Origin of the sequence: Mesorhizobium sp. M0590 (genome assembly GCF_040320905.1) — a bacterium.
In the GTDB taxonomy this organism is placed as follows: domain Bacteria; phylum Pseudomonadota; class Alphaproteobacteria; order Rhizobiales; family Rhizobiaceae; genus Mesorhizobium.
Genome location: NZ_JAMYQN010000003.1, coordinates 67,839 through 86,414 on the forward strand (window position 1 = coordinate 67,839; position 18,576 = coordinate 86,414).

Here is an 18,576-nt window from a genome sequence, read left to right on the forward strand (position 1 = left end):
CAGATGAAACCGCCAGCCGCGGGCGCGAATTCCGCCCGCGGCCTCACCGCCAAGCAAAGGGAGCGCTACGCCGCATGGCTGTTCGTCCTGCCCGATGCGCTCGGCTTGCTGGTGTTCGTCGGCGTGCCGATGCTGCTGTCGCTCGCCGTCGGGTTTTTCGAGGTCAACGGCTTCGGCGGCTACAGGTTCGTCGGGTTCGTCAATTACAGGCGCATGTGGGGCGACCCGCTGTTCTGGTCGTCGGTGAAGGTGACGGTAGCCTATGCCGTCATGCTGGTGCCGGCGCTCTACGTCGCCGGACTGGGACTGGCGCTTCTGGTGCAGAAGACCAACCGCTTCAACGCGGTCATGCGCTCGATGTTCTTTGCGCCGCAGATGGTCAGCCTGGTCGTGGTGGCGCTCGTGTGGCAGCTCATGCTGGTCGAAAAGGTCGGCATCGTCAGCCGGCTGGCGCCGCTCGTCGGCCTCGGCGGAATTTCGCTGCTCGGCGATCCAAATCTGGCGCTGTTCACGCTGGTGCTGGTCAGCGTCTGGTTCCTGATGGGTTTCTACATGCTGATCTTCCTCGGCGGGCTCCAGGACATCCCGGCAGAGTACTACGAAGCTGCAAAGATCGACGGTGCCGGGCCGGTGACGAGCTTCTGGTACATTACTTTGCCCTTGCTCAAGCCGACCAGCTTCTTCGTCCTCCTGGTCTCGCTCGTCGCGGCTGTCGCCGGCGGCCAGGTCTTCGACCTGATCTATGTGATGACCAAAGGCGGTCCGGTCAATTCGACCTCGGTGCTGATCATCTATATCTACAAGCAGGCATTCCAGTTCGGCGCGTTCGGCTATGCATCGGCAATGGCATCGCTGCTGGTGCTGGCGCTGATGCTGGTCACGGTCTTCTTCTTCGTGCTGACGCGCGGCGGACGCTTCGAGCATGACTGACGGCCGAACTCCTTCCGGCCGTTCGCAGATACGAGCGGCGAGACTTGCCTGGATGCTGGCAACCGCCGCACTTGGCCTGATGACGGTATTCCCGCTTGTCTGGATGCTGATCATCTCGCTCAAGCCGGCGAGCGACGTCTTCACGCCGAGCCTCATTCCGGAACGCCCGACGCTCGGCAATTTCCTCTATGTGCTGACCGAGGTGCCGTTCCTGCGCTATCTCTTCAATTCGTTCTTCGTGTCGGCGACGGTGACGGTCGCCGCGCTGTTCTTCCATTCGATGGCCGGCTATTCGCTCGCACGGCTCCGTTTTCCGGGCCGCGACACGCTGTTCCTTGCCATGTTCTCGACCTTCCTGGTGTCGCTGCCGGTCATCATCGTGCCGCTGTTCATCCTGACGCGGATGCTGCACATACTGGACAGCTATGCCGGGCTGATCATTCCGGCGATCTTCAACGCGTTCGGCATCTTTCTGCTCAGGCAATACTACCTGTCGCTGCCCAGGGAACTGGAAGAAGCGGCGATCATGGATGGTGCCGGCTACTGGCGCATCTATTGGAGCATCATCCTGCCGCTCAGCCGGCCGATCCTGTCGGCACTGGCGATCCTGTTCTTCCTCGCCAACTGGAATGCTTTCCTGTGGCCGTTGACGATCACATCGGACCTCGATCTCTGGGTGGTGCAGGTAGCCATTGCGAACTTCAAGAGCCAGTACGCCGCCGCCTGGAACTACGTCATGGCCGCTTCGACCATCGTAGCCGTGCCGATGCTGGTTCTTTTCGTGATCTTCCAACGCCAGATCATGGAATCGATCAAGACAAGCGGCCTGAAATAACCGCTGAAGCAAGAGGAGAAACACATGGATAATGCCGGCTTGTCGCCGCTTCGCGGGCTCGCCAAATTGCGCGACGCCAAAACCCGCCGGTTCTCAAGCTACGACCACACCGGCGGCAATGACGACCGGCTGCACATTGAACCCGGCCAGACGGTGGTGATTGCCGAGCATGACGGTGCCGGCATCGTCACGCATATCTGGGCGACGCTCGCCTGCGAGAGCGAGGCGTTCCTGCGCAAGATCGTATTGCGCGCCTATTGGGATGGTGAGGCACATCCGAGCATCGAAACGCCGATCGGCGATTTCTTCGGCATGGGCCACGCCCGCACGCGCAATTTTGCCAGCCTGCCGGTGCAGGCAAGTCCCGAGGATGGCAAGGCCTTCAACTGCTACTTTCCGATGCCGTTTGCCAGCCACATGCGCTTCACCGTCACCAATGAGGCTGAGGACGACCTGCTTTTCTATTACTATGTCGATCTCGAACTGCATGAGGAACTCGAGGAAGGCCTGGGCCGCTTCCACGCCCAATACAGGCAGCAGCGACCTGATGGCATAGACGAGACGGGGCTGGCCAACGAGCAGGTCCTGTTTGGCGGGGAAAACACCGACGGGAACCGCAACTACACCATCCTGGAGGCGGAAGGTCATGGCCACTATGTCGGCGTGCTCTATTCCGTCTATTCGCGGCGGCGTTCCGCACTATGGGACTGGTATGGCGAGGGCGACGACATGATCTTCGTCGATGGCGAGCCGGGCATTTCCGTGCCGGATACAGTGCGCAAGCCCGATCCGCGCATCGGACCGAAGGCCGAACTGATCGACGATCGCGGCGAGACCGGCCCCGGCGCCAACGATGCCTGGCCGCCGACGCTGCACGGCACCGGCACGGAAGATTATTTCAATACGGCATGGTGCCCGACACAGGACTACAGCGCGCCCTATCACGGCATCATCGCCGCCGGCGGGCCGAACTGGACCGAGCCGGTTACGCTCTATCGCTGGCACATAGAGGACCCGGTCATCTTCCACAAACGGATCCGGGTGACCATCGAGCACGGTCACGCCAATCGCCGCTCGGACGACATTTCGTCGGTCGCCTTCTGGTATCAGGCCGAACCGCACAAGCCGTTCGAAGCGCTTGCCGATGTCGAGGACCGCATCCCCACCTATCGCGCGCCTTATCACAATTGGAATGCCGCCTTCGACGAGAAGAGGCGTTAGGCCGGGATGCGTTCGAATTGAACCGTGCATCCCGCGCTATCTGCGTCGGGGCACGACACTGCCGCAGCGCGCCACCTCAGCTGCGAGGTGGAAGTTGCTGGACAGACCAGGTGTTGCCGTCGGGATCCTCAAAGAAGACAAATCTGCCCCAGGGAAAATCCTTGATATCGCTGACCTCGATACCTTGAGCGGCCAGGTACCGGTGTGCCTCATCGACATCGGGCACGACCAGTTGCAGGCCCCTTATGGATCCCGCGGGGCTGTCGACGAGGCCCTTGCCCATGGCAATCGAACAGGCCGAACCGGGCGGCGTCAATTGCACGAAACGTATCTCGTCGCTTACGGTGTGGTCGTGATCGAGATGAAAGCCGACCTTCCCAACATAAAAGGCAATTGCTCTATCGACGTCCGATACGGGGACCGGGACTAGTTCCAGCTTCCAATCCATGACAGCCCTTTCGCAGCTTGATCGCCAAGTGGTGCCGAACACCGTGGCGCCATCCCGCCATCTTCCCAATGCCATTGTCGGCGCGGGCCGCTCAGTCAGTCAAGAGATACCCGGGCTCGGGCAACGTGAGGACTGGTCTCATTGCTGAGACGGCGTTCGGAACCGATGAGCACAAGCTCAGTTAGGCGGAGGACAACCACCTTTCGGATCAGCAAGGACGACTTTAATGATCGGAACGCAGGGCGCCGAATACAACTGTGGGAAGGTTGAACGGGCGTCGTTGACGCGCGAAGGGATTGCTTGGAAGCGACGCTCGCCGAAGCTGGCGAGGCGAAGCCGAAGCGCAATTATGCCGTGAATGCCTACGATTCGGCCTGCCTTCTCCTTGCCGCGATCAAAGACGCCAGCACTGTATCCAAGGGATATCCGAGCCGGCGCGACGTTCTGGCGGCGGTGCGCGATATCCGTTTCAAGGGAATCGCCTATCGCGAGCCGGTGCGGTGGGATGAAAAGGGCGACAATCTGGCCGCTGTGACTGCACTCAACGGGGTGGAAAACGGCCGCTTCCGACAGATCGCCGAAATCCAGCAGATGCAGAGTGTAGAGCAGACCTGACGCCGACAGGCTCTTCGACCGAACCGGTTTCCGCCGCTTTGCCAGGACGATTTTCACAGGACCACGAAACAATAATCTCCGGTCGCCGTTTCGCCCGCAGAACCTTTCGAGGAGGCGACGATGAGCGCAACCGGCTTGGACGTTTTTGACAAAACGCTGCAAATAACAAACATCTGGCTTGACGAGATCATGGCGGATCTTGGTCCGGATCGACACGTCGCCTGGCATACATTGGGCGCCGTTCTGCGAACCCTTCGCGACAGGCTGCAGATCGGACTGGGGCCAACTTGGGAGCGGAACTGCCGCTGCTAGTGCGCGGCGCCTACTATGATCGCTATCGGCCCGCCGACATGCCCGACAAGACACGCTCGCTCGAGAAGTTCCTGCAACACATCGCCGATGAATTGAAATCGACTCGTCCTGTCGATCCCGAGGATGCGGCACGCTCAGTGCTGCGTGTGCTTGCACGGCATATCGACCTTGGCCAGTCGGCAAAGGTGCGGGATGCGCTGCCAAAGGAAATCCAGGTCCTCTGGCCTGAAAGCGTGGGCGTCAAATAGCGGCGATCCTGCTCATGCGGACGCGCGACGGACCAACTGCCACGAAACGCTGAAAAGGGTAGGTATTGCGCCCGGTGTTGCTGAGATCAATGAGATCAGATGATCGGCAAGATGGTCGTAGTGGGCAGTTTCGGGGCCGATTGTCGTCAATGCCGGATGACTGAATTCGCCCTCGTCGATATTGCCGCAGCCGATGACTGCAATGTCGCCGGGCACGGAGAGGCCGGCCTCCTCGAATGCGTGCAGGGCGGTCACGGCGGCAAAATCGGATTCGACGAAAAGCGCGGTCGGCCGATCCTTGCGGGCGGCCAGCGCCGTAGCATTGGCAAACGCAGCCTTGCGCGCCTCTGCACCGCCGATCACCAGGTCGTCTCGCAGCGGAAGGGCGCGTGCTTGCAGGAAGCTGCGATAGGCGGCGAGACGGCTCGCGTCCACCGCTTGCTCATGCACCATATAGGCGATGCAGCGATGGCCGGCTCCGTAGAGGTAGTCGAGAGCCTCGAAGACGGCCCTGCCGGTATGCTGGCGCACAACCGAGAAGCCTGCCGGCTCGATGGTCGGATGGAAGATCACCGCTGGCCGGCCCGCGGCCGCCAGGCGCGCGGCCAAGAGCATCACCTCGGGCTCGGAGAGATGCTGCCAGTCGGCGATAATGCCGTCTGCCAGCCCGCTCTCGATTTCCCTCACGATCCGGTCGGTTCGCTCGAAGGCGTCTCCCGCGGTGATAATTGTCGAAAATCCCCTCAGCGCCGCTGCAGATTGGATATCCTGCGCGATCCGGTCGCTGAACGGCACGCCGAGACGAGGCAGTACAAGGCAGATTCGCTCGGCCTGCTGGCGGCGCAGCTGCCGCGCGGTGCGGTTTTGCACGTAGTTGAGCTCAGCGACGGCCTCGAGGATGCGCTGCCGCGCCTCCTTGCCGACGAACTTCAGGCGCGTGCTGTCGCCGCTGAGCAGGTACGACACGGCAGCGGTCGATACATTGGCGCGCCGGGCGACATCGGCCATGGTCGGCGCCTTTCTGCGATCGGAACTTCTCTCGTGCATTGTTGGATCCGCTGCGCGACGTGACATGATCAGCTGTCGCTCAGCCGGATTTCATTCCAGCTTCCATACCCGGCGGCAAGGATCTCGGGCCTTGCCTCGCCGGCCTCCTCCATCAGGGCCACGATGCGGCCTCGCAGCCATGCACGCGTCTCTGCGTGATCGGGCGAAGCTATGAGATTGGTTAGCTCGTTCGGATCGCCATCGAGGTCGTAGAGCCTCGCCTCGACATAGAAATCGCTGCCGGAATCCCGCCAGCCGTCTTTTCCCGGCGCCTCGACCTCATATTTCCACCGTCTGGTGCGCAACGCGCGGCCGACATGGTGCTCGCTGATTTGAATGAATATCTCGTCGCGCGACGGCCGTTCGCCCTGCAGTGCGTCGAGCAGCGAGACGCCCTGCATCGAATTGGGCACTTTCAGGCCGGCCGCGGCGAGCAGGGTCGGCGCGAGATCGACGAGGCTGACCAGGCCTTCATATGTGCCGATGCGCTGGAAGCCGGGGCCGTGGAATAGCGTCGGCACGCGGATCGACGCCTCATGACAGGAACGCTTGTATTCGTTGTTGCGGGTCTTGAAGTGACAGCCATGGTCGGAGGTGAAGAGGATGATCGTGTCGTCAAGCCGGCCAAGGCTGTAGAGCGCCTCGACCAGCCGTCCAAACGCCTCGTCGAGGCGTGCGACCATGCCCAGATAGCCGGGGAAATGTTCCGCTGTCGTGCCGCCAAGTGCGGCGAGATCGCCGGGAATGGCGAGCTTCTTGCGGATCCTGTCCTCGTATCCGAGCGGGGCAGGGTAGTTGTCCGTCTGGTTCTGGTGATGCGGCTCGAGGAAGGACAGGAATAGGAAGAACGGCTCGTCTTCCCTCGATGCGACATAGCGGATTGCAGCGTCGGTGAGGGCATCGACGCGGTATCCCGGCAGCTTCACCGCCTTGCCGTCATTGTCGTGGACGACGGTGTCGAAGGGGCCGGAAGTGAACTCCAGGATGTTGGAGGCCAGCCAGTAGCGATAGCCGCCGCGTTCTTCCTGGGTGACCGGCTCGGCGGACCCCAGGTGCCATTTGCCGATATAGGCGGTGTCATAACCTGCTGCGGCGAAATGGTGCGCGAGCGTGCGCTCGCTCTTCGGCAGTGGGATGTCGTTGCGGTAGCAGCCGGTGATGGTCGGGTACCGCCCCGTCTGGAAGACGGAGCGGGCGGGGCCGCAAACGGGCTGGCAGGTAAACGAATTCGCCACGAACGTGCCGGTCCCGGCGAGGCGATCGAAATTTGGCGTAAGCTCGAGCGGATTGCCATGGACGCCAACGGTGTCCCAACGCTGCTGGTCGGTGAAGAAGACGATCACGTTCGGTCGGCGAGACGTCATGGGATGCAATAACTCCGAATGGTCATTTCATGCCTGCCAGCATCACGCTGCGGACGAAGTAGCGCTGCGTGAAGAGGAACAGCAGCAGGCTCGGGATGAAGAGAATGATCCCGCCCGTCGCCGTCAGGTTCCACTGGGTGAAGAATTCCTGGTTGAAAAGCGTCAGTCCCGTCGTGATCGGCCGCATTTCGGTGGTGTTGACGGCGACCAGCGGCCAGAGGAATTCGTTCCACTGGAACACGAAGGTGAGGAGGGCCAGCGTCGCCAGTGCCGGACGGACCTGCGGCAGCACGATGCGCCAGTAAAGGCCGAGTTCCGAGCAGCCGTCCATCCGTGCAGCGTCAAGCAACTCGTCGGGAATCGGACGGATGAACTGCCGCATCAGGAAGATTCCGTAGGCGCTCATGGCGAATGGAAGGATAAGGCCCTGATAGGTGTTGAGCCATCCCATCCGCGCGGTGAGCACATAGAGCGGGATCATGCGGATGAAGAATGGGATCATCAGCGTCGACAGCACCGCGACAAACATGACGCGCTTACCGGCGAATTCCATTTTCGCGAAGACGTAGCCGATCAACGGATCGAAGATCAGATGGAGGAAGGTAATCCCGCCGGCGATGATGAAGCTGTTGAGCGTGAAACGCGCGAACGGCGCCTTTTGCCAGATGTCGATGTAATTCGTGAATTGCCACGTCTCGGGGATCAGAATCGGAATGCCGCTGAAGACGTCGGCATCGCTCTGCAGCGACAGCGAAAGCATGTAAAGGAACGGAAAGATCGACAGCGCCACGCAGAAGAGCAGCAGTAGGTAGGACGGGAGCGTTTTTGCGAATGTCATGCCAATCTCAATAGGTGGTTTCGCGGTTGAGCAGGCGGAACTGAACGAAGGTGATGGCCAGGATCAGCAGGAACATCAGGAAAGACAGCGCCGAGGCGTAGCCGATGTTGAGCTCGAAGAAGGCTGCCTCGAACACGTGCAGGCTGAAGAACCGCGTCGCGTCGGCCGGTCCGCCCTTGGTTATCAGGTAGGCCGGCGCCAGCTCCTGTAGCTGGCTGATCGTGCTGACGACCGCGATGAACAGCGTGGTCGGCGTCAACAACGGCCAGGTCAGATAGCGGAATTGCTGCGTCGGCGTGGCGCCGTCGATGGATGCGGCATCGTAGAAGTCGGACGGGATCGACTGCAACGCGGAGAGGTAGATCAGCATGGCATAGCCGACATCCTTCCACACCGTGATGGCGATGAGGGTCGGCAGCGCGGTCGAGGTGTCGCCGAGCCAATTCTGGGTCGGCAGCCCAAGCTCGGCAAGGAAGCTGTTCAAGATGCCAGTGTAGGGATCGAGAATTGCCTGCCACATCAACGCGACGATCACGAAGGAGGTGATGTAGGGAAAGAAGATGATTGCGCGGATCAGAGTGCGCCCCGGGATCGGCCGGTTGAGCACGACCGCCAGTCCGAGGCCAATGGCGATGCTGGCCGCGGTGACGCCTATCGCGAAGGCCAGCGTCACGAAGAGCGACTGCCGAACGCGCGCGTCGCCGAGGGCAGCAACGTAGTTGTCCAGTCCGGCGAATCGGCTCTCGCCGATCAGCGGCTGGCCGCTGTACAGGCTCGCCCAAAACTCCAGTCCTATCGGATAGAAGAAATAGACCGAGAAATAGAGGATTGCTGGCGACAGCAGCAGGTAAGCGAGAAGCGTTTGTCTGGTGCGCCGGCTGAAGCGGGCAGCTCGCCGGGTCGGCATCGCGCCGACGCGAATGTCCGTATCGGCCGTATCGGTGCTGCCGCTGATAAACATCGGCCTAGTTGTTGGCCAGGATGACGTTGGCCTCGGCCGCGAATTTCGGCATAATCTCGGCTGCTGGCTTCTGATTGTAGATGATATCCTCGAGCGCACTTTGCAGAAGCTTCTCGATTCGCGCGTGCTTGCCGGTGAGGCGCAGCTCGGCGGTGACGTCTTGCGCGTAAGGCAGGCATTTGCTGAAGCTGCCGATGACCGGATCGGCCTGAACCTCGGCGTTTTCGGCCCAGGATTTGCGCGGCATCGTCATGCCCGCTTCCTTGGTAGCCGCCAGTTCCGTGTCGAGCGCGACGAGCCGCTTCAACAACTCCCAGGCCTCCTTCGGGTGCTTGGCGTCCTTAGGGATCATCACGCTGACGCCGCCCGCGAACGTCGCCTGCACCTTGTGCTTGAGTGATGGCGCAACCGCCCAGTTGAGCTTCGGGTTGCCCGAGCGGATCGGCTTCACGTCCCACGGACCGGTTATGATCATTGCGACCCGGTTGGCCGTGAACAGCTTTTGCGGACCCTCATAGTCAGCACCCGCCGCCGGCTTGGTCGCTGCTTTTTCCTTGTGGATCAGGTCGGCGAGGAACTGGATCGCTTCGATCGCCTCAGGACTGTCGAGATTGACCTTGTTTGTCTTGGGATCGTAATAGCTTACGCCGTTCTGCAGCAGCCACGACGAATAATATCCGATGCTGGGGTTGGGAGCGAAGCCGAAGCGGGCGCCGGTCGTCGTCGCCTTGGCAACCTTCAGGAACTCCTCCCAGGTCGCAGGCGGCGCGTCGAAGCCCGCCTGCTTAAGCATATCGACGTTGTACACGAGGGTGGCGCAGGTGAGGTGGATCTGGACGCCATAGTACTGGTCGCCGAGTTTGTTGCGCTCGACGGAATAGGCTTGCCAGTCGTCGGGATAGCCGATCGCCTTGCCGTCTTGTTCGATGAAGTCGTTCAGCGGCCGCAGCAGATTCCGCTGGCCGAATTCCTGCACCCAGCCGCCGGGTTCGGCGACGAGATCGGGCGGACTCTTCGCCGCAAAATCCGCCACCAGCTTGGTGCGCATATCCGGCCACTGGAATTTCTCCCACTGCACCGACCATCCGGGATGATCGGCCTCGAACTTTGCTATTGCATCGGCATAAGCTTGATAGGCGTGGCCGGCGTTCCAATAGAGCGTCAAGGTCTCGGCATGGGCCGCAGTCGCGGTCGTCAGGGCCACGCCCAAAACCATGCCGTGCAGGAATCCGACTGACTTGTAGCGGCTCATCTTGGTCTCCTCCCAGGTTTGCCACCCGCCTTCCTCACAATGGATGGTGTCATATTATTCGATTAATATACCCGCTATACCGCAGTTTTTGTCAAGCTCCGACTGTAATGCAGTGCATAGTTCTGGCCGAACTCGGGCGGAGCTATTTACAGCGCGCGATGGCGAAGTTGCTTCCGGTACCCGGTATGGACGATCGCGGCCTAACCTGGAAAGATCGTGAAACCGCCATCGACTCGGATTACCTGCCCGTTGATGAAGCGCGCGCGCGGACCGGCGAGGAAGGCCACCGCTTCGGCGATCTCTTCAGGCTCCGCATACCGGTTCAGCGATTTCTTGCTCGAATCCATGCGCTGCGGATCGACCACGCGGCTCGCCTGGAACCGTGCCGTCTTGGTGGCGCCGGGGCTCACCGCATTGACGCGTACGCCATCGTCGATCAGTTCCTTGGCGAGGCAGCGCGTATAATGGACGACAGCCGCCTTGAGCGTCGAGTAGACCACCTCGGGCGAGCATCCGATATGCGCTGCCGCCGAGGCGATGTTGATCACCGAGCCTGAGCCACGCTTGACCATCGGCGGAACGAACGCCTGGCAGACCAGCATCGTGCCGATGAGGTTGTTCTCGGTTAGAACCTTGATGTCTTCGTAGTCGATGTCCAGTGCGTTGTTGGGATTGGGCTTTACGCCCTTGGCGCCGATGTCGCCGCCGGCGCAGTTTACCAAGACGTGCACGTCGCCGAGCTCCGCCTCGATCTTCCTCTTCATTTCCGCGACAGCTTGCTTGTCGCCGATGTTGCCGGTGACCGCGGTGATGCGCGTCCCATGCTTCTCCAAGCCCCTGGCAGAGTCGCCGAGGTCCGCGAATTCGCCATATTGAGATGGCCGGGCCCAATCGAGGTCGTGGACCGCGACGTTTGCGCCAAGTTCGGCCAAGCGGTCGGCCATCACGCGGCCGAGGCCGCGTCCCGAGCCGGTGACGAAGGCGGTCAGGCCGCTGAGTTCTCGGGCAGTCATGCTGATTTCTCCATTGCAATGAAATCGAATTTCATGTTGGCGGCGCTGCGCCGGATCATGTCGAGCTCGTACGAAACGAGCGCACCGTCATCATCGCGCTCCCATGGCGTGCGGTAGTCGGCGTCGTCCGCAAGGCGGTTCAGGCGCGCAGCACTCAGGCAGGCCGCGAATTCGCGGGCGGTCTTCGGCGCATATCCGTTCCACCAGTCGTCGGTGAGACAGCGAACGTGACGGGCCTCCAGCGCGCCGGGCTCAAGCACCGCCGTCAGCGTGTCGTGGTGCTCGCCAAGGATGGCTGCCAGTTCGGCGAAAGGCACGGCGCCGTCGCCGATCGCGCAGCGGACCAGGCGGTAGCCCTCATCCGTGAACTGGACGCGATAGTCCTTGAGGTGAACGTGGCGGACATGGGGCGCGATCCGGCGCGTGAAGGCAAGCGGCGCCTCGCCGACAGGAAAGGTGTTGCCGGTGTCGTAGGTGATGCCGACACCCGGCCCGCCGAGTTCGCAGAACGCAACCAGTTCGTCGCTGCCGAAGTCCTGATGGTTCTCGATGCCGAGCACGCGTCCCTCGGCCGCCGCACGCGGCCCCCATTCCGTCAAGGCAGCGCGAATCGTTGCGTTGAACTCGCTCCATTTCGGACCCCACGCATTGCGGTCGCCGCACAGGACAGGCGTCAGTGCGATACGGATCGTCGTCGCCTCGAGCAGGCGCGCAGCCCGAAAGGCGTTGTCCAGCGGACCTGCCACTAGAAGTCCGCCGCTCACCACCGGGACGATGTCCAGCGCGGCAAGACGCCTGCGCAGGGCGACGATTTCGGCGTCAGTCAAGTCGGTCAACCAGGGTTCGTAGATCTCGAGCGTGCGTGCGCCCAGTTCCTGCGCCAGCGTGATGAAGCCTTCCAGCCCCACGCCGTCCGGATTGTGCCGCGGCGTGCCGCGGCCCTGCAGGCCGAGATAGTAGGTCAGTCCGTAAGGGTTGAGGCCGAGACGAAACATCAGCTTGGCGGTTCCAATGGAGAGCGGAGAGGCGTCACTAGCGCAGACCGGCATCGACGGTTATGGACTGTTTGGTGATCATGCGGCTGTCGTCGGCCGCCAGGAAGAGCACGGTGCGTGCAATCTCCTCGCCCAGCAGGACGCGGCGAATCAATTGCCGCTGCACCGTCTGGTCGACTGCCTCCTGCGTCTTGAACCACAGCTCGCGCTGCCGCTCGGTCATGACGGCGCCGGGTTCGATCGCATTGACGCGGATGTTATCCGGTCCGAACGACCGCGCCAACGCACGCGTCAGCGCCACCACGGCCCCCTTGGCGGTGGCATAGGCCACCATCTGGTCCGCTCCGAACCGCCAGGCAATGGAGGAGAAGTTTATGATCGAGCCGAAGCCGAGTTCCTTCATATGCGGATGCACTGCCTGCGCGGCGAAGAAGTGATGCCTCAGATTGACGTCGAAGCTGCGGTCCCAATAGTCGGCCGTTACCGCGTCGATGGGATGGCGCTGATCATTGGCTGCGTTATTCACCAGGACGGCGACCGGACCAAGCCGCGCGCGCACGCCTGCTACCGACGCCTTTAGCGCATCGACGTCGGTCACATCGCAATGGAGATATAACGGAGCCTGCCCGGCGGCACCAGCGAGCTCGCGCACCAACGCCTCCGCTGGTTCGTCCTGCACATCGAGAAAGGCTATCCGGGCGCCGTTCGCCACGAAGGCGCGGACCATATCGGCGCCAATGCCGGAGGCGCCGCCGGAGATCAGCACGACCCGATCGGTCAAGCTCGGATAAGTCGCGAATTGTACGGACATCAAACTACAGAAGCGCCTTGGTTGTTGGATCGAACAGACAGGCACGCGACATGTCGATGCCTAGCGTTATCGTCTCGCCCATGACGGGAGCGTCATCCGGCTCGAAACGGCCGGTGATCTCCAGGTCACCCAGCCTGAGCACGGCAAGCGTCTCGGCCCCGGTAGGCTCGACCAATTCGACCGGCGCCTGCATGGACGCCACAGCAGGTTTGCGCGACTTCAGATCGGTCGTGAAACGGTAGATGTGTTCCGGCCGGATACCGAGCACGACGTCCTGTGGCGCACCGGCGGGCATCGGCGCGGCAAGGGCGAGGCTGGCGTCGCTGCCGTCAGCGGCGCGTACCGAGATGCTGGTCGAGCCCGTAAGCCGGGCGGGAATGAAATTCATCGCCGGCGATCCCATGAAACCGGCAACGAACATGTTGGTCGGCCGGTCGTAGATCCGCTTCGGCGTGTCGAACTGCTGTACCGAGCCCTGGTTCATCACCGCAATGCGGGATGCAAGCGTCATCGCCTCGACCTGATCGTGGGTGACATACACCGTGGTCTTGCCGACGCGATGGTGAAGCTTCTTGATTTCGGTACGCATGTCGACGCGCAGCTTGGCGTCGAGGTTGGACAAGGGCTCGTCGAACAAAAACAGCTTCGGGTCGCGCACGAGGGCACGCCCCATCGCAACGCGCTGCCGCTGGCCCCCCGAGAGCTGGCCGGGCTTGCGTTTAAGCAGCTGTTCGATCTGCAGGAGTGCGGCAACCCGCTGGACAGCTTCCGCCTGCGCCGCTTTTGGCACGCCGCGGCTCTCCATGCCGAAGGTGATGTTCTGGCGCACCGTCATGGTGGGATAGAGGGCGTATGACTGGAACACCATCGCAATATCGCGGTCCTTGGGTTGCACCGAGTTCACCAGCCGGTCGCCGATCCATATCTCGCCCGACGTGACGGTTTCCAGTCCGGCGATCATGGCGAGCAAGGTTGACTTGCCGCAACCCGACGGGCCGACAAGGGCGACGAATTCTCCGGTCTTAGCCTCGAGATCGATGCCGGCAAGAATCTCGAGCGAGCCGTAGCTCTTGTGAAGGTTGCGGATCATCAACGCGGACATCGGCGACGCCTCATTTTATGGCGCCCTGGGTGAGGCCGCGCACGAAGTATTTTCCACCAAACAGATAGATCAGCAGCGGAGGCAACGCGCCGATCAGCACGGCTGCGCTCATCACATCGTAAGCACGCGCGGTCGTGCCGCCGGCCGTGAGCGCGACCAACGCCGCCGTAATCGGCTGCTGCTGGCCCGATGTGAAGACGACGCCGAACAGATACTCGTTCCAGATGCCGGTGAACTGCCAGATGACGGTGACGATCAGGATGGGCGGCGACAGGGGCAGGATGATCTTGCGGAAGATCCGCCAGAAGCCGGCGCCGTCGATGCGTGCCGCCTTGATCAGGTCGTCCGGTATGCTGACGTAGAAATTGCGGCAGAACAGGGTGGTGAACGAGATGCCCTGGACGACGTGGATCAACACCAGCCCGTATGTGGAATTGGTCAGGCCGAGCTTGCCGAGCAGGAACGCCCACGGCATCAGCGAAATTTGGCCGGGCATGAATACGCCGAGCAGCATCAGATTGAAGATCATTTCGGAACCCCTGAAACGCCACTTGGAGAGGATGTAGCCGTTCATGGCGCCGAGAATGGTCGAGATGATGGTGGCGGGGATCGTCATCGCCAGCGAGTTGAAGAAATTGCGCTTCATGCCCTCGCAGGTACCGCTGACGCAGTAGGATCCCCAGGCCTGCGCCCACGCATCGAACCGGAAGCTGCGCGGTACGGAGATGAGGCCGTTGCGGGCAATCTCCGACTGCTCGCGCAATGAGTTGAAGATCACCACCAGTAGCGGCACGAGATAGACGATCGCGAAAAGCGTCAGCACGGCATAGACAAGGAAGCGGCTCCAGAAATGCCGGCGCGTGGCGGCGGCAGCTTCCGGATCAAAGCCGGTCGGATTGGGGCGGGCCGGATCAAAGCTGGCATCGGGAGCAATTTCAGCCATTGCGGCCCTCCGCCCGCCGGCGCCAGACGATCCACAACGAGTAAGACACCAGCACCACCGCGACCGCCGCGAGCATCATCATCGCCGCGGCGGCACCCTCGCCGATTTGGCCGCGCTGGAACATCAGGTCGTAGACATAGATGGCGGGGAAGGTGGTGGACACACCTGGGCCGCCTCGCGTCAACGCCGCCACCAGGTCGAAGGTCTTGATGGCGAATTGTATCTGAATGACCGCCACCGCCAGGAATATCGGAGCGATGGTTGGCAGGATGACCCTCCGATAGGTCCGGAAAACCGACGCGCCGTCGATTTGCGCGGCTTTGACGAGATCCGGATCGACCGACCGCAGACCGGCCAGGAAAAGTGCCATTGCGAAGCCGGACGACTGCCAGATACCGGTTATGATCACCGCATAGATCGCAGTGTTGCGGTTGGCCGTCAGGGCGAAGCTGAAGTCGGTCCAGCCAAGCCCGCGAACGAAGGCCTGGATACCGTCGACAGGATTATAGAGCCAGCTCCACACCGTACCGGTGACGATGAAGGACACCGCCAACGGGTAGAGAAAGATGGTGCGCCAAGCCGCCTCGCCGCGGACGCGCTGGTCGATCGCGATCGCGAGCAGCAGGCCAACGGCCATCGAGCCAACGATATAGAAGCCGCTGAACAGGAAGAGATTGGTATAGGCGATGTTCCAGCGCCGGTTTGCCCAGAGCGAAGCGTAATTGTCCAGGCCGACGAACCCATAGGTCGGCAACAGCGACGAATTGGACAGCGAGATGTAGAGTGTCCAGAGCGTGAAGACGAAAACATAGATGAAACTCGCCGCTATCGACGGCGCCAGCACCAGAATGGGCACCATCGTGCCCAGGCGCTCGCGCCACGGACGGGCCGCGGCAGCTGCGGCTGGTACAATCAGATCATGGGTGGACATCGGGCTGCTCCGGCGAGGTCTGGCCGGGAGCTTCGCCCCCGGCCATCATCGGCAGCGTCACTTCTGCGCTTCGGCCGCATCCGCCATCGCATTGGCCGCGTCCTGCGCACTCATATCCGGCGTTGCTACAAACTCCGTGATGCTATCCATTATTGCGCCGCGGACCTTTTGCGGAACCGTCATGTTGTGCGCCATCGAACGCACGAGCGTGCCGGCGGCGATCGAGGCTTGCAGATCCTTTTGCGAGAGTTGCTGGCAGGGATTGAAGCCGTTCGAAAGATCGACGTCGAGGCGGGCCGGAATGGACCCTTTGGTCTGATTGAAAATGGTCTGGAATTCGGGCGACAGGATGATGCTGGCAAGCAGCTTCTGTCCCTCGATATAGTCCGGGTCCTTCTGCTTGAAGAACACGACGGAGTCTGAATTCAAGATGAAACCGGGCTTGCCCCAATCGGTCGGCGCCTGAGCGCAGACATAGTCGGTGCCCTCCTTGAAGCCGCCGGCCGTCAGCAGGCCGATCGTCCAGTCGCCCATGATGTGGAAGGCGGCCTCGCCGCGGCCGACGAGATGCGACATGGTATCCCAGTCACGCCCGTTCATGCCGGGGTCCATGTACTTCGAGGTCATGGTGCGAAACTGCTCGAAGGCCTTGACCATGCCGTCGCTGCGCATGGCATCGACGCCACCCTCGACGAAAGCTTTCTTGTAGAGATCGAGGTCCTGACCGTACACGACCACTTCGAAGACGGTCGAGTCGGTCCAGTCGGCGGTCGAGTGCGAAATGCAGATCTTGCCGCTGGCCACGATCTTGTCGCAGGCGGCGTTGAATTCCGCCCATGTCTTCGGCATCTCGGTGACGCCCGCGTCCTTCATGACCTTCGGCGATGCCCACAGCCAGTTGATGCGGTGGATGTTCATCGGCGCGGCCACCCAATTCCCGGTCGGCTTCATCACCGGCAGCAATTCGGGAGCGACGACCTTCTCCCAATTTTCCGCCTTCGCCAGGTCGTCGAGATTGGCTGTCATGCCCGTCTCGTTCCATTCGGCGATCTCGGGGCCTTTGAGCTGCACAGCGGGAGGTGCGTTGCCGGCGATCACATCAGCACGCAGTTTGGCCAGGGTATTGGCCGTATGGCCTGCGATGGAGGTCTGCTGCCAGGTGCCACCCTTGGCGGTAAACATCTCGCCGAGCTTGGCGATAGCCTGGGCGTCCGATCCGGTGGCCCATTGATGCAAGAGGTTGGTCTTCGGCTCCGCGAGGGCTGTTCCGGTAATCAAGGTGAAGGCGGTAGCGGCCGCAAAGGCCGTCCTCAGGTATTTCATCGTTTCACTCCCATATGTGATGCACGGTTCGTATCGACCGCTTGTGGCCCGCGATTTGAGGTCGTGGCCGGCGAGATTCAGTAATCTCCGTTCTTTCCAAGATGACATATTTGGGCTATCAGTCAACGTGCTTTGTGCCCATCATGAACAAACCTTCGCTTAGAAATTGGCTGATCGACAGGCCGTCCGCGTCGCCGGAGAGCCTGATCGTCCGATGCCTGCGCGAGCGCGGCGTGCTTTCTGCGTCGCAAATTACCCGCATTACCGGTTTGGCGCGGTCGACGGTTTCAACCGCGCTCAACGGCTTGAGAAAGTCCGGGATGGTGATCGAATCCTCGGCCCATCATGACTCGGCCAGGGGTATCGGCAGGCCTGCCATGACATTGACGCTCAATCCCGCCGCAGGCACTTGCGTCGGCATCCATCTGGCCCTCGACGAGATGCGGTGCGTCGTCGCTGACGTTTCGCATTCTTTCATTGCCGAACAAACTATCCCCATGGGTCTGGACTACCAGCCGCAACAGGCGGCCCAGCTCGCCAAGTCAGTGATTGCCCAATGCTACAAAGAGAACGGTCTGCCGATGGCGGGGCTCCTGGGGGTTGGGGTCTCCGTCTCGGGCCCAGTCAGCCGCGAAGGAGTGGTGCTGCGCGCGAGTATCGTTCCGACCTGGGCCGGGGTCAACATCCGCGATGTGTTCGGGCCGGTTCTCGAACAGCCGATCTTCGCCGACAATGAAAGCAACTGCTCGGCCATTGCGGAGCTGATGTGGGGCGCGGCCGTCGGCCAGGACGATTTCGTGCTGTTCAAGATCGATCTGGGCGTCGGCGGGGCCATTGTCCAACATGGCCGGCTGGTGAGCGGCATCGCCGGCGGCGCCGGCGAATTCGGGCACATTAGCATCGATCCCGGCGGCGAGCTTTGCCGGTGCGGCAATCGAGGATGCCTGGAGCTCTATGCCAGCTTTGCCGGACCGCTCGAGCAGATTTCGCGCATCGTGCGGCGGTCGGTCACGATGGACGACGTGATCATGATGGCCGAGCAGGGCGACGTGAGGGCGCTGCGGATGATCGAGGACACCGCCGAGTTCGCCGGCCGTGGCCTTGGCCTGATCGGTTCGGTTCTCAATCCGCCGCTCATCATCATCGGCGGCCGCATGGCCTTGGCGGGCGACATTCTCCTGGCGCCACTGATCGCATCATATGAACGCCACACGCTCATCAAGTCCCGCGATGTGGCGCCTGCGCTGCGCACGCGGATAATCGTTGGCAAGCACACGGAGAACGATGCATTGCTCGGCGCGGTCGGCCTCGTGCTGCGCCACAACAGCCGGCTTCAGTGACCCGGCTTGCTTCGGGTGGCGCTCTGATTTTGCGAGCTGCTCGCCGA

The 18,576-nt window shown here is 61.8% G+C and carries 18 protein-coding genes and 1 pseudogene; 6 read left to right on the top strand and 13 right to left on the bottom strand.

The window, feature by feature from the left end; translation table 11 throughout:
* Positions 1-3 precede the first annotated feature (3 nt).
* The 3 genes from NKI52_RS07325 to NKI52_RS07335 are packed head-to-tail and all read left to right on the top strand — an operon-like array spanning position 4 to position 2,986.
* A complete protein-coding gene (locus NKI52_RS07325; RefSeq protein ID WP_352568071.1) occupies positions 4-930 on the top strand; it encodes a carbohydrate ABC transporter permease in 927 nt (308 codons plus the stop codon).
* Entirely contained in the window at positions 923-1,765 is an 843-nt protein-coding gene (locus NKI52_RS07330) for a carbohydrate ABC transporter permease (protein WP_352697480.1), read from the top strand. The genes NKI52_RS07325 and NKI52_RS07330 overlap by 8 nt, the downstream gene beginning before the upstream one ends.
* 24 nt (positions 1,766-1,789) lie before the next feature.
* Entirely contained in the window at positions 1,790-2,986 is a 1,197-nt protein-coding gene (locus NKI52_RS07335; protein WP_352697482.1) for a glycoside hydrolase family 172 protein, read from the top strand.
* Between the two features lie 76 nt (positions 2,987-3,062).
* Here NKI52_RS07335 and NKI52_RS07340 read toward each other — a convergent pair whose 3' ends face one another.
* On the bottom strand, positions 3,063-3,434 hold the full coding sequence (locus NKI52_RS07340) for a VOC family protein (RefSeq protein WP_352568068.1): 372 nt from the start codon (positions 3,432-3,434) through the stop codon (positions 3,063-3,065).
* Between the two features lie 300 nt (positions 3,435-3,734).
* On the opposite strand from NKI52_RS07340, the gene NKI52_RS07345 reads away from it, so the two are divergent.
* Positions 3,735-4,049: a hypothetical protein gene (locus NKI52_RS07345; protein WP_352697484.1), complete on the top strand. Its 315-nt coding sequence runs from the start codon at positions 3,735-3,737 to the stop codon at positions 4,047-4,049.
* A gap of 120 nt (positions 4,050-4,169) precedes the next feature.
* Positions 4,170-4,609 (top strand): annotated as a pseudogene (locus NKI52_RS07350) (DUF2267 domain-containing protein).
* Between the two features lie 12 nt (positions 4,610-4,621).
* Here NKI52_RS07350 and NKI52_RS07355 read toward each other — a convergent pair.
* The 12 genes from NKI52_RS07355 to NKI52_RS07410 all read right to left on the bottom strand — a co-directional run bounded on the left by NKI52_RS07355 (position 4,622) and on the right by NKI52_RS07410 (position 17,189).
* Entirely contained in the window at positions 4,622-5,617 is a 996-nt protein-coding gene (locus NKI52_RS07355) for a LacI family DNA-binding transcriptional regulator (protein ID WP_352568066.1), read from the bottom strand.
* A gap of 68 nt (positions 5,618-5,685) precedes the next feature.
* Positions 5,686-7,020: a sulfatase family protein gene (locus NKI52_RS07360; protein WP_352697486.1), complete on the bottom strand. Its 1,335-nt coding sequence runs from the start codon at positions 7,018-7,020 to the stop codon at positions 5,686-5,688.
* A gap of 22 nt (positions 7,021-7,042) precedes the next feature.
* Positions 7,043-7,858: a carbohydrate ABC transporter permease gene (locus NKI52_RS07365; RefSeq protein ID WP_023675500.1), complete on the bottom strand. Its 816-nt coding sequence runs from the start codon at positions 7,856-7,858 to the stop codon at positions 7,043-7,045.
* Positions 7,859-7,865: 7 nt separating this feature from the next.
* Entirely contained in the window at positions 7,866-8,819 is a 954-nt protein-coding gene (locus NKI52_RS07370) for a carbohydrate ABC transporter permease (RefSeq protein WP_023675501.1), read from the bottom strand.
* Positions 8,820-8,823: 4 nt separating this feature from the next.
* Positions 8,824-10,071: an ABC transporter substrate-binding protein gene (locus NKI52_RS07375; RefSeq protein ID WP_352454143.1), complete on the bottom strand. Its 1,248-nt coding sequence runs from the start codon at positions 10,069-10,071 to the stop codon at positions 8,824-8,826.
* Positions 10,072-10,271: 200 nt separating this feature from the next.
* Complete coding sequence (locus tag NKI52_RS07380; protein WP_352448128.1) at positions 10,272-11,084, bottom strand: SDR family NAD(P)-dependent oxidoreductase; 813 nt, start codon at positions 11,082-11,084, stop codon at positions 10,272-10,274.
* Positions 11,081-12,079, bottom strand: a complete 999-nt coding sequence (locus NKI52_RS07385; protein ID WP_352697487.1) for a sugar phosphate isomerase/epimerase family protein — start codon at positions 12,077-12,079, stop codon at positions 11,081-11,083. Before NKI52_RS07385 ends, NKI52_RS07380 begins: the two co-directional genes overlap by 4 nt.
* 37 nt (positions 12,080-12,116) lie before the next feature.
* Entirely contained in the window at positions 12,117-12,890 is a 774-nt protein-coding gene (locus NKI52_RS07390) for an SDR family NAD(P)-dependent oxidoreductase (protein ID WP_352454144.1), read from the bottom strand.
* A gap of 4 nt (positions 12,891-12,894) precedes the next feature.
* A complete protein-coding gene (locus NKI52_RS07395; protein ID WP_352454145.1) occupies positions 12,895-13,992 on the bottom strand; it encodes an ABC transporter ATP-binding protein in 1,098 nt (365 codons plus the stop codon).
* A 10-nt stretch (positions 13,993-14,002) separates the two neighbouring features.
* Complete coding sequence (locus NKI52_RS07400) at positions 14,003-14,935, bottom strand: carbohydrate ABC transporter permease (protein ID WP_352697488.1); 933 nt, start codon at positions 14,933-14,935, stop codon at positions 14,003-14,005.
* Entirely contained in the window at positions 14,928-15,866 is a 939-nt protein-coding gene (locus tag NKI52_RS07405) for a carbohydrate ABC transporter permease (protein ID WP_352697490.1), read from the bottom strand. The genes NKI52_RS07400 and NKI52_RS07405 overlap by 8 nt, the downstream gene beginning before the upstream one ends.
* Before the next feature lie 57 nt (positions 15,867-15,923).
* Entirely contained in the window at positions 15,924-17,189 is a 1,266-nt protein-coding gene (locus NKI52_RS07410) for an ABC transporter substrate-binding protein (protein WP_352697492.1), read from the bottom strand.
* A gap of 143 nt (positions 17,190-17,332) precedes the next feature.
* Between NKI52_RS07410 and NKI52_RS07415 the strand changes: the two genes are divergently transcribed.
* Positions 17,333-18,529 (top strand): ROK family transcriptional regulator, encoded by a 1,197-nt coding sequence (locus NKI52_RS07415; RefSeq protein WP_352697494.1) that lies wholly within the window; start codon positions 17,333-17,335, stop codon positions 18,527-18,529.
* Positions 18,530-18,576 lie beyond the last annotated feature (47 nt).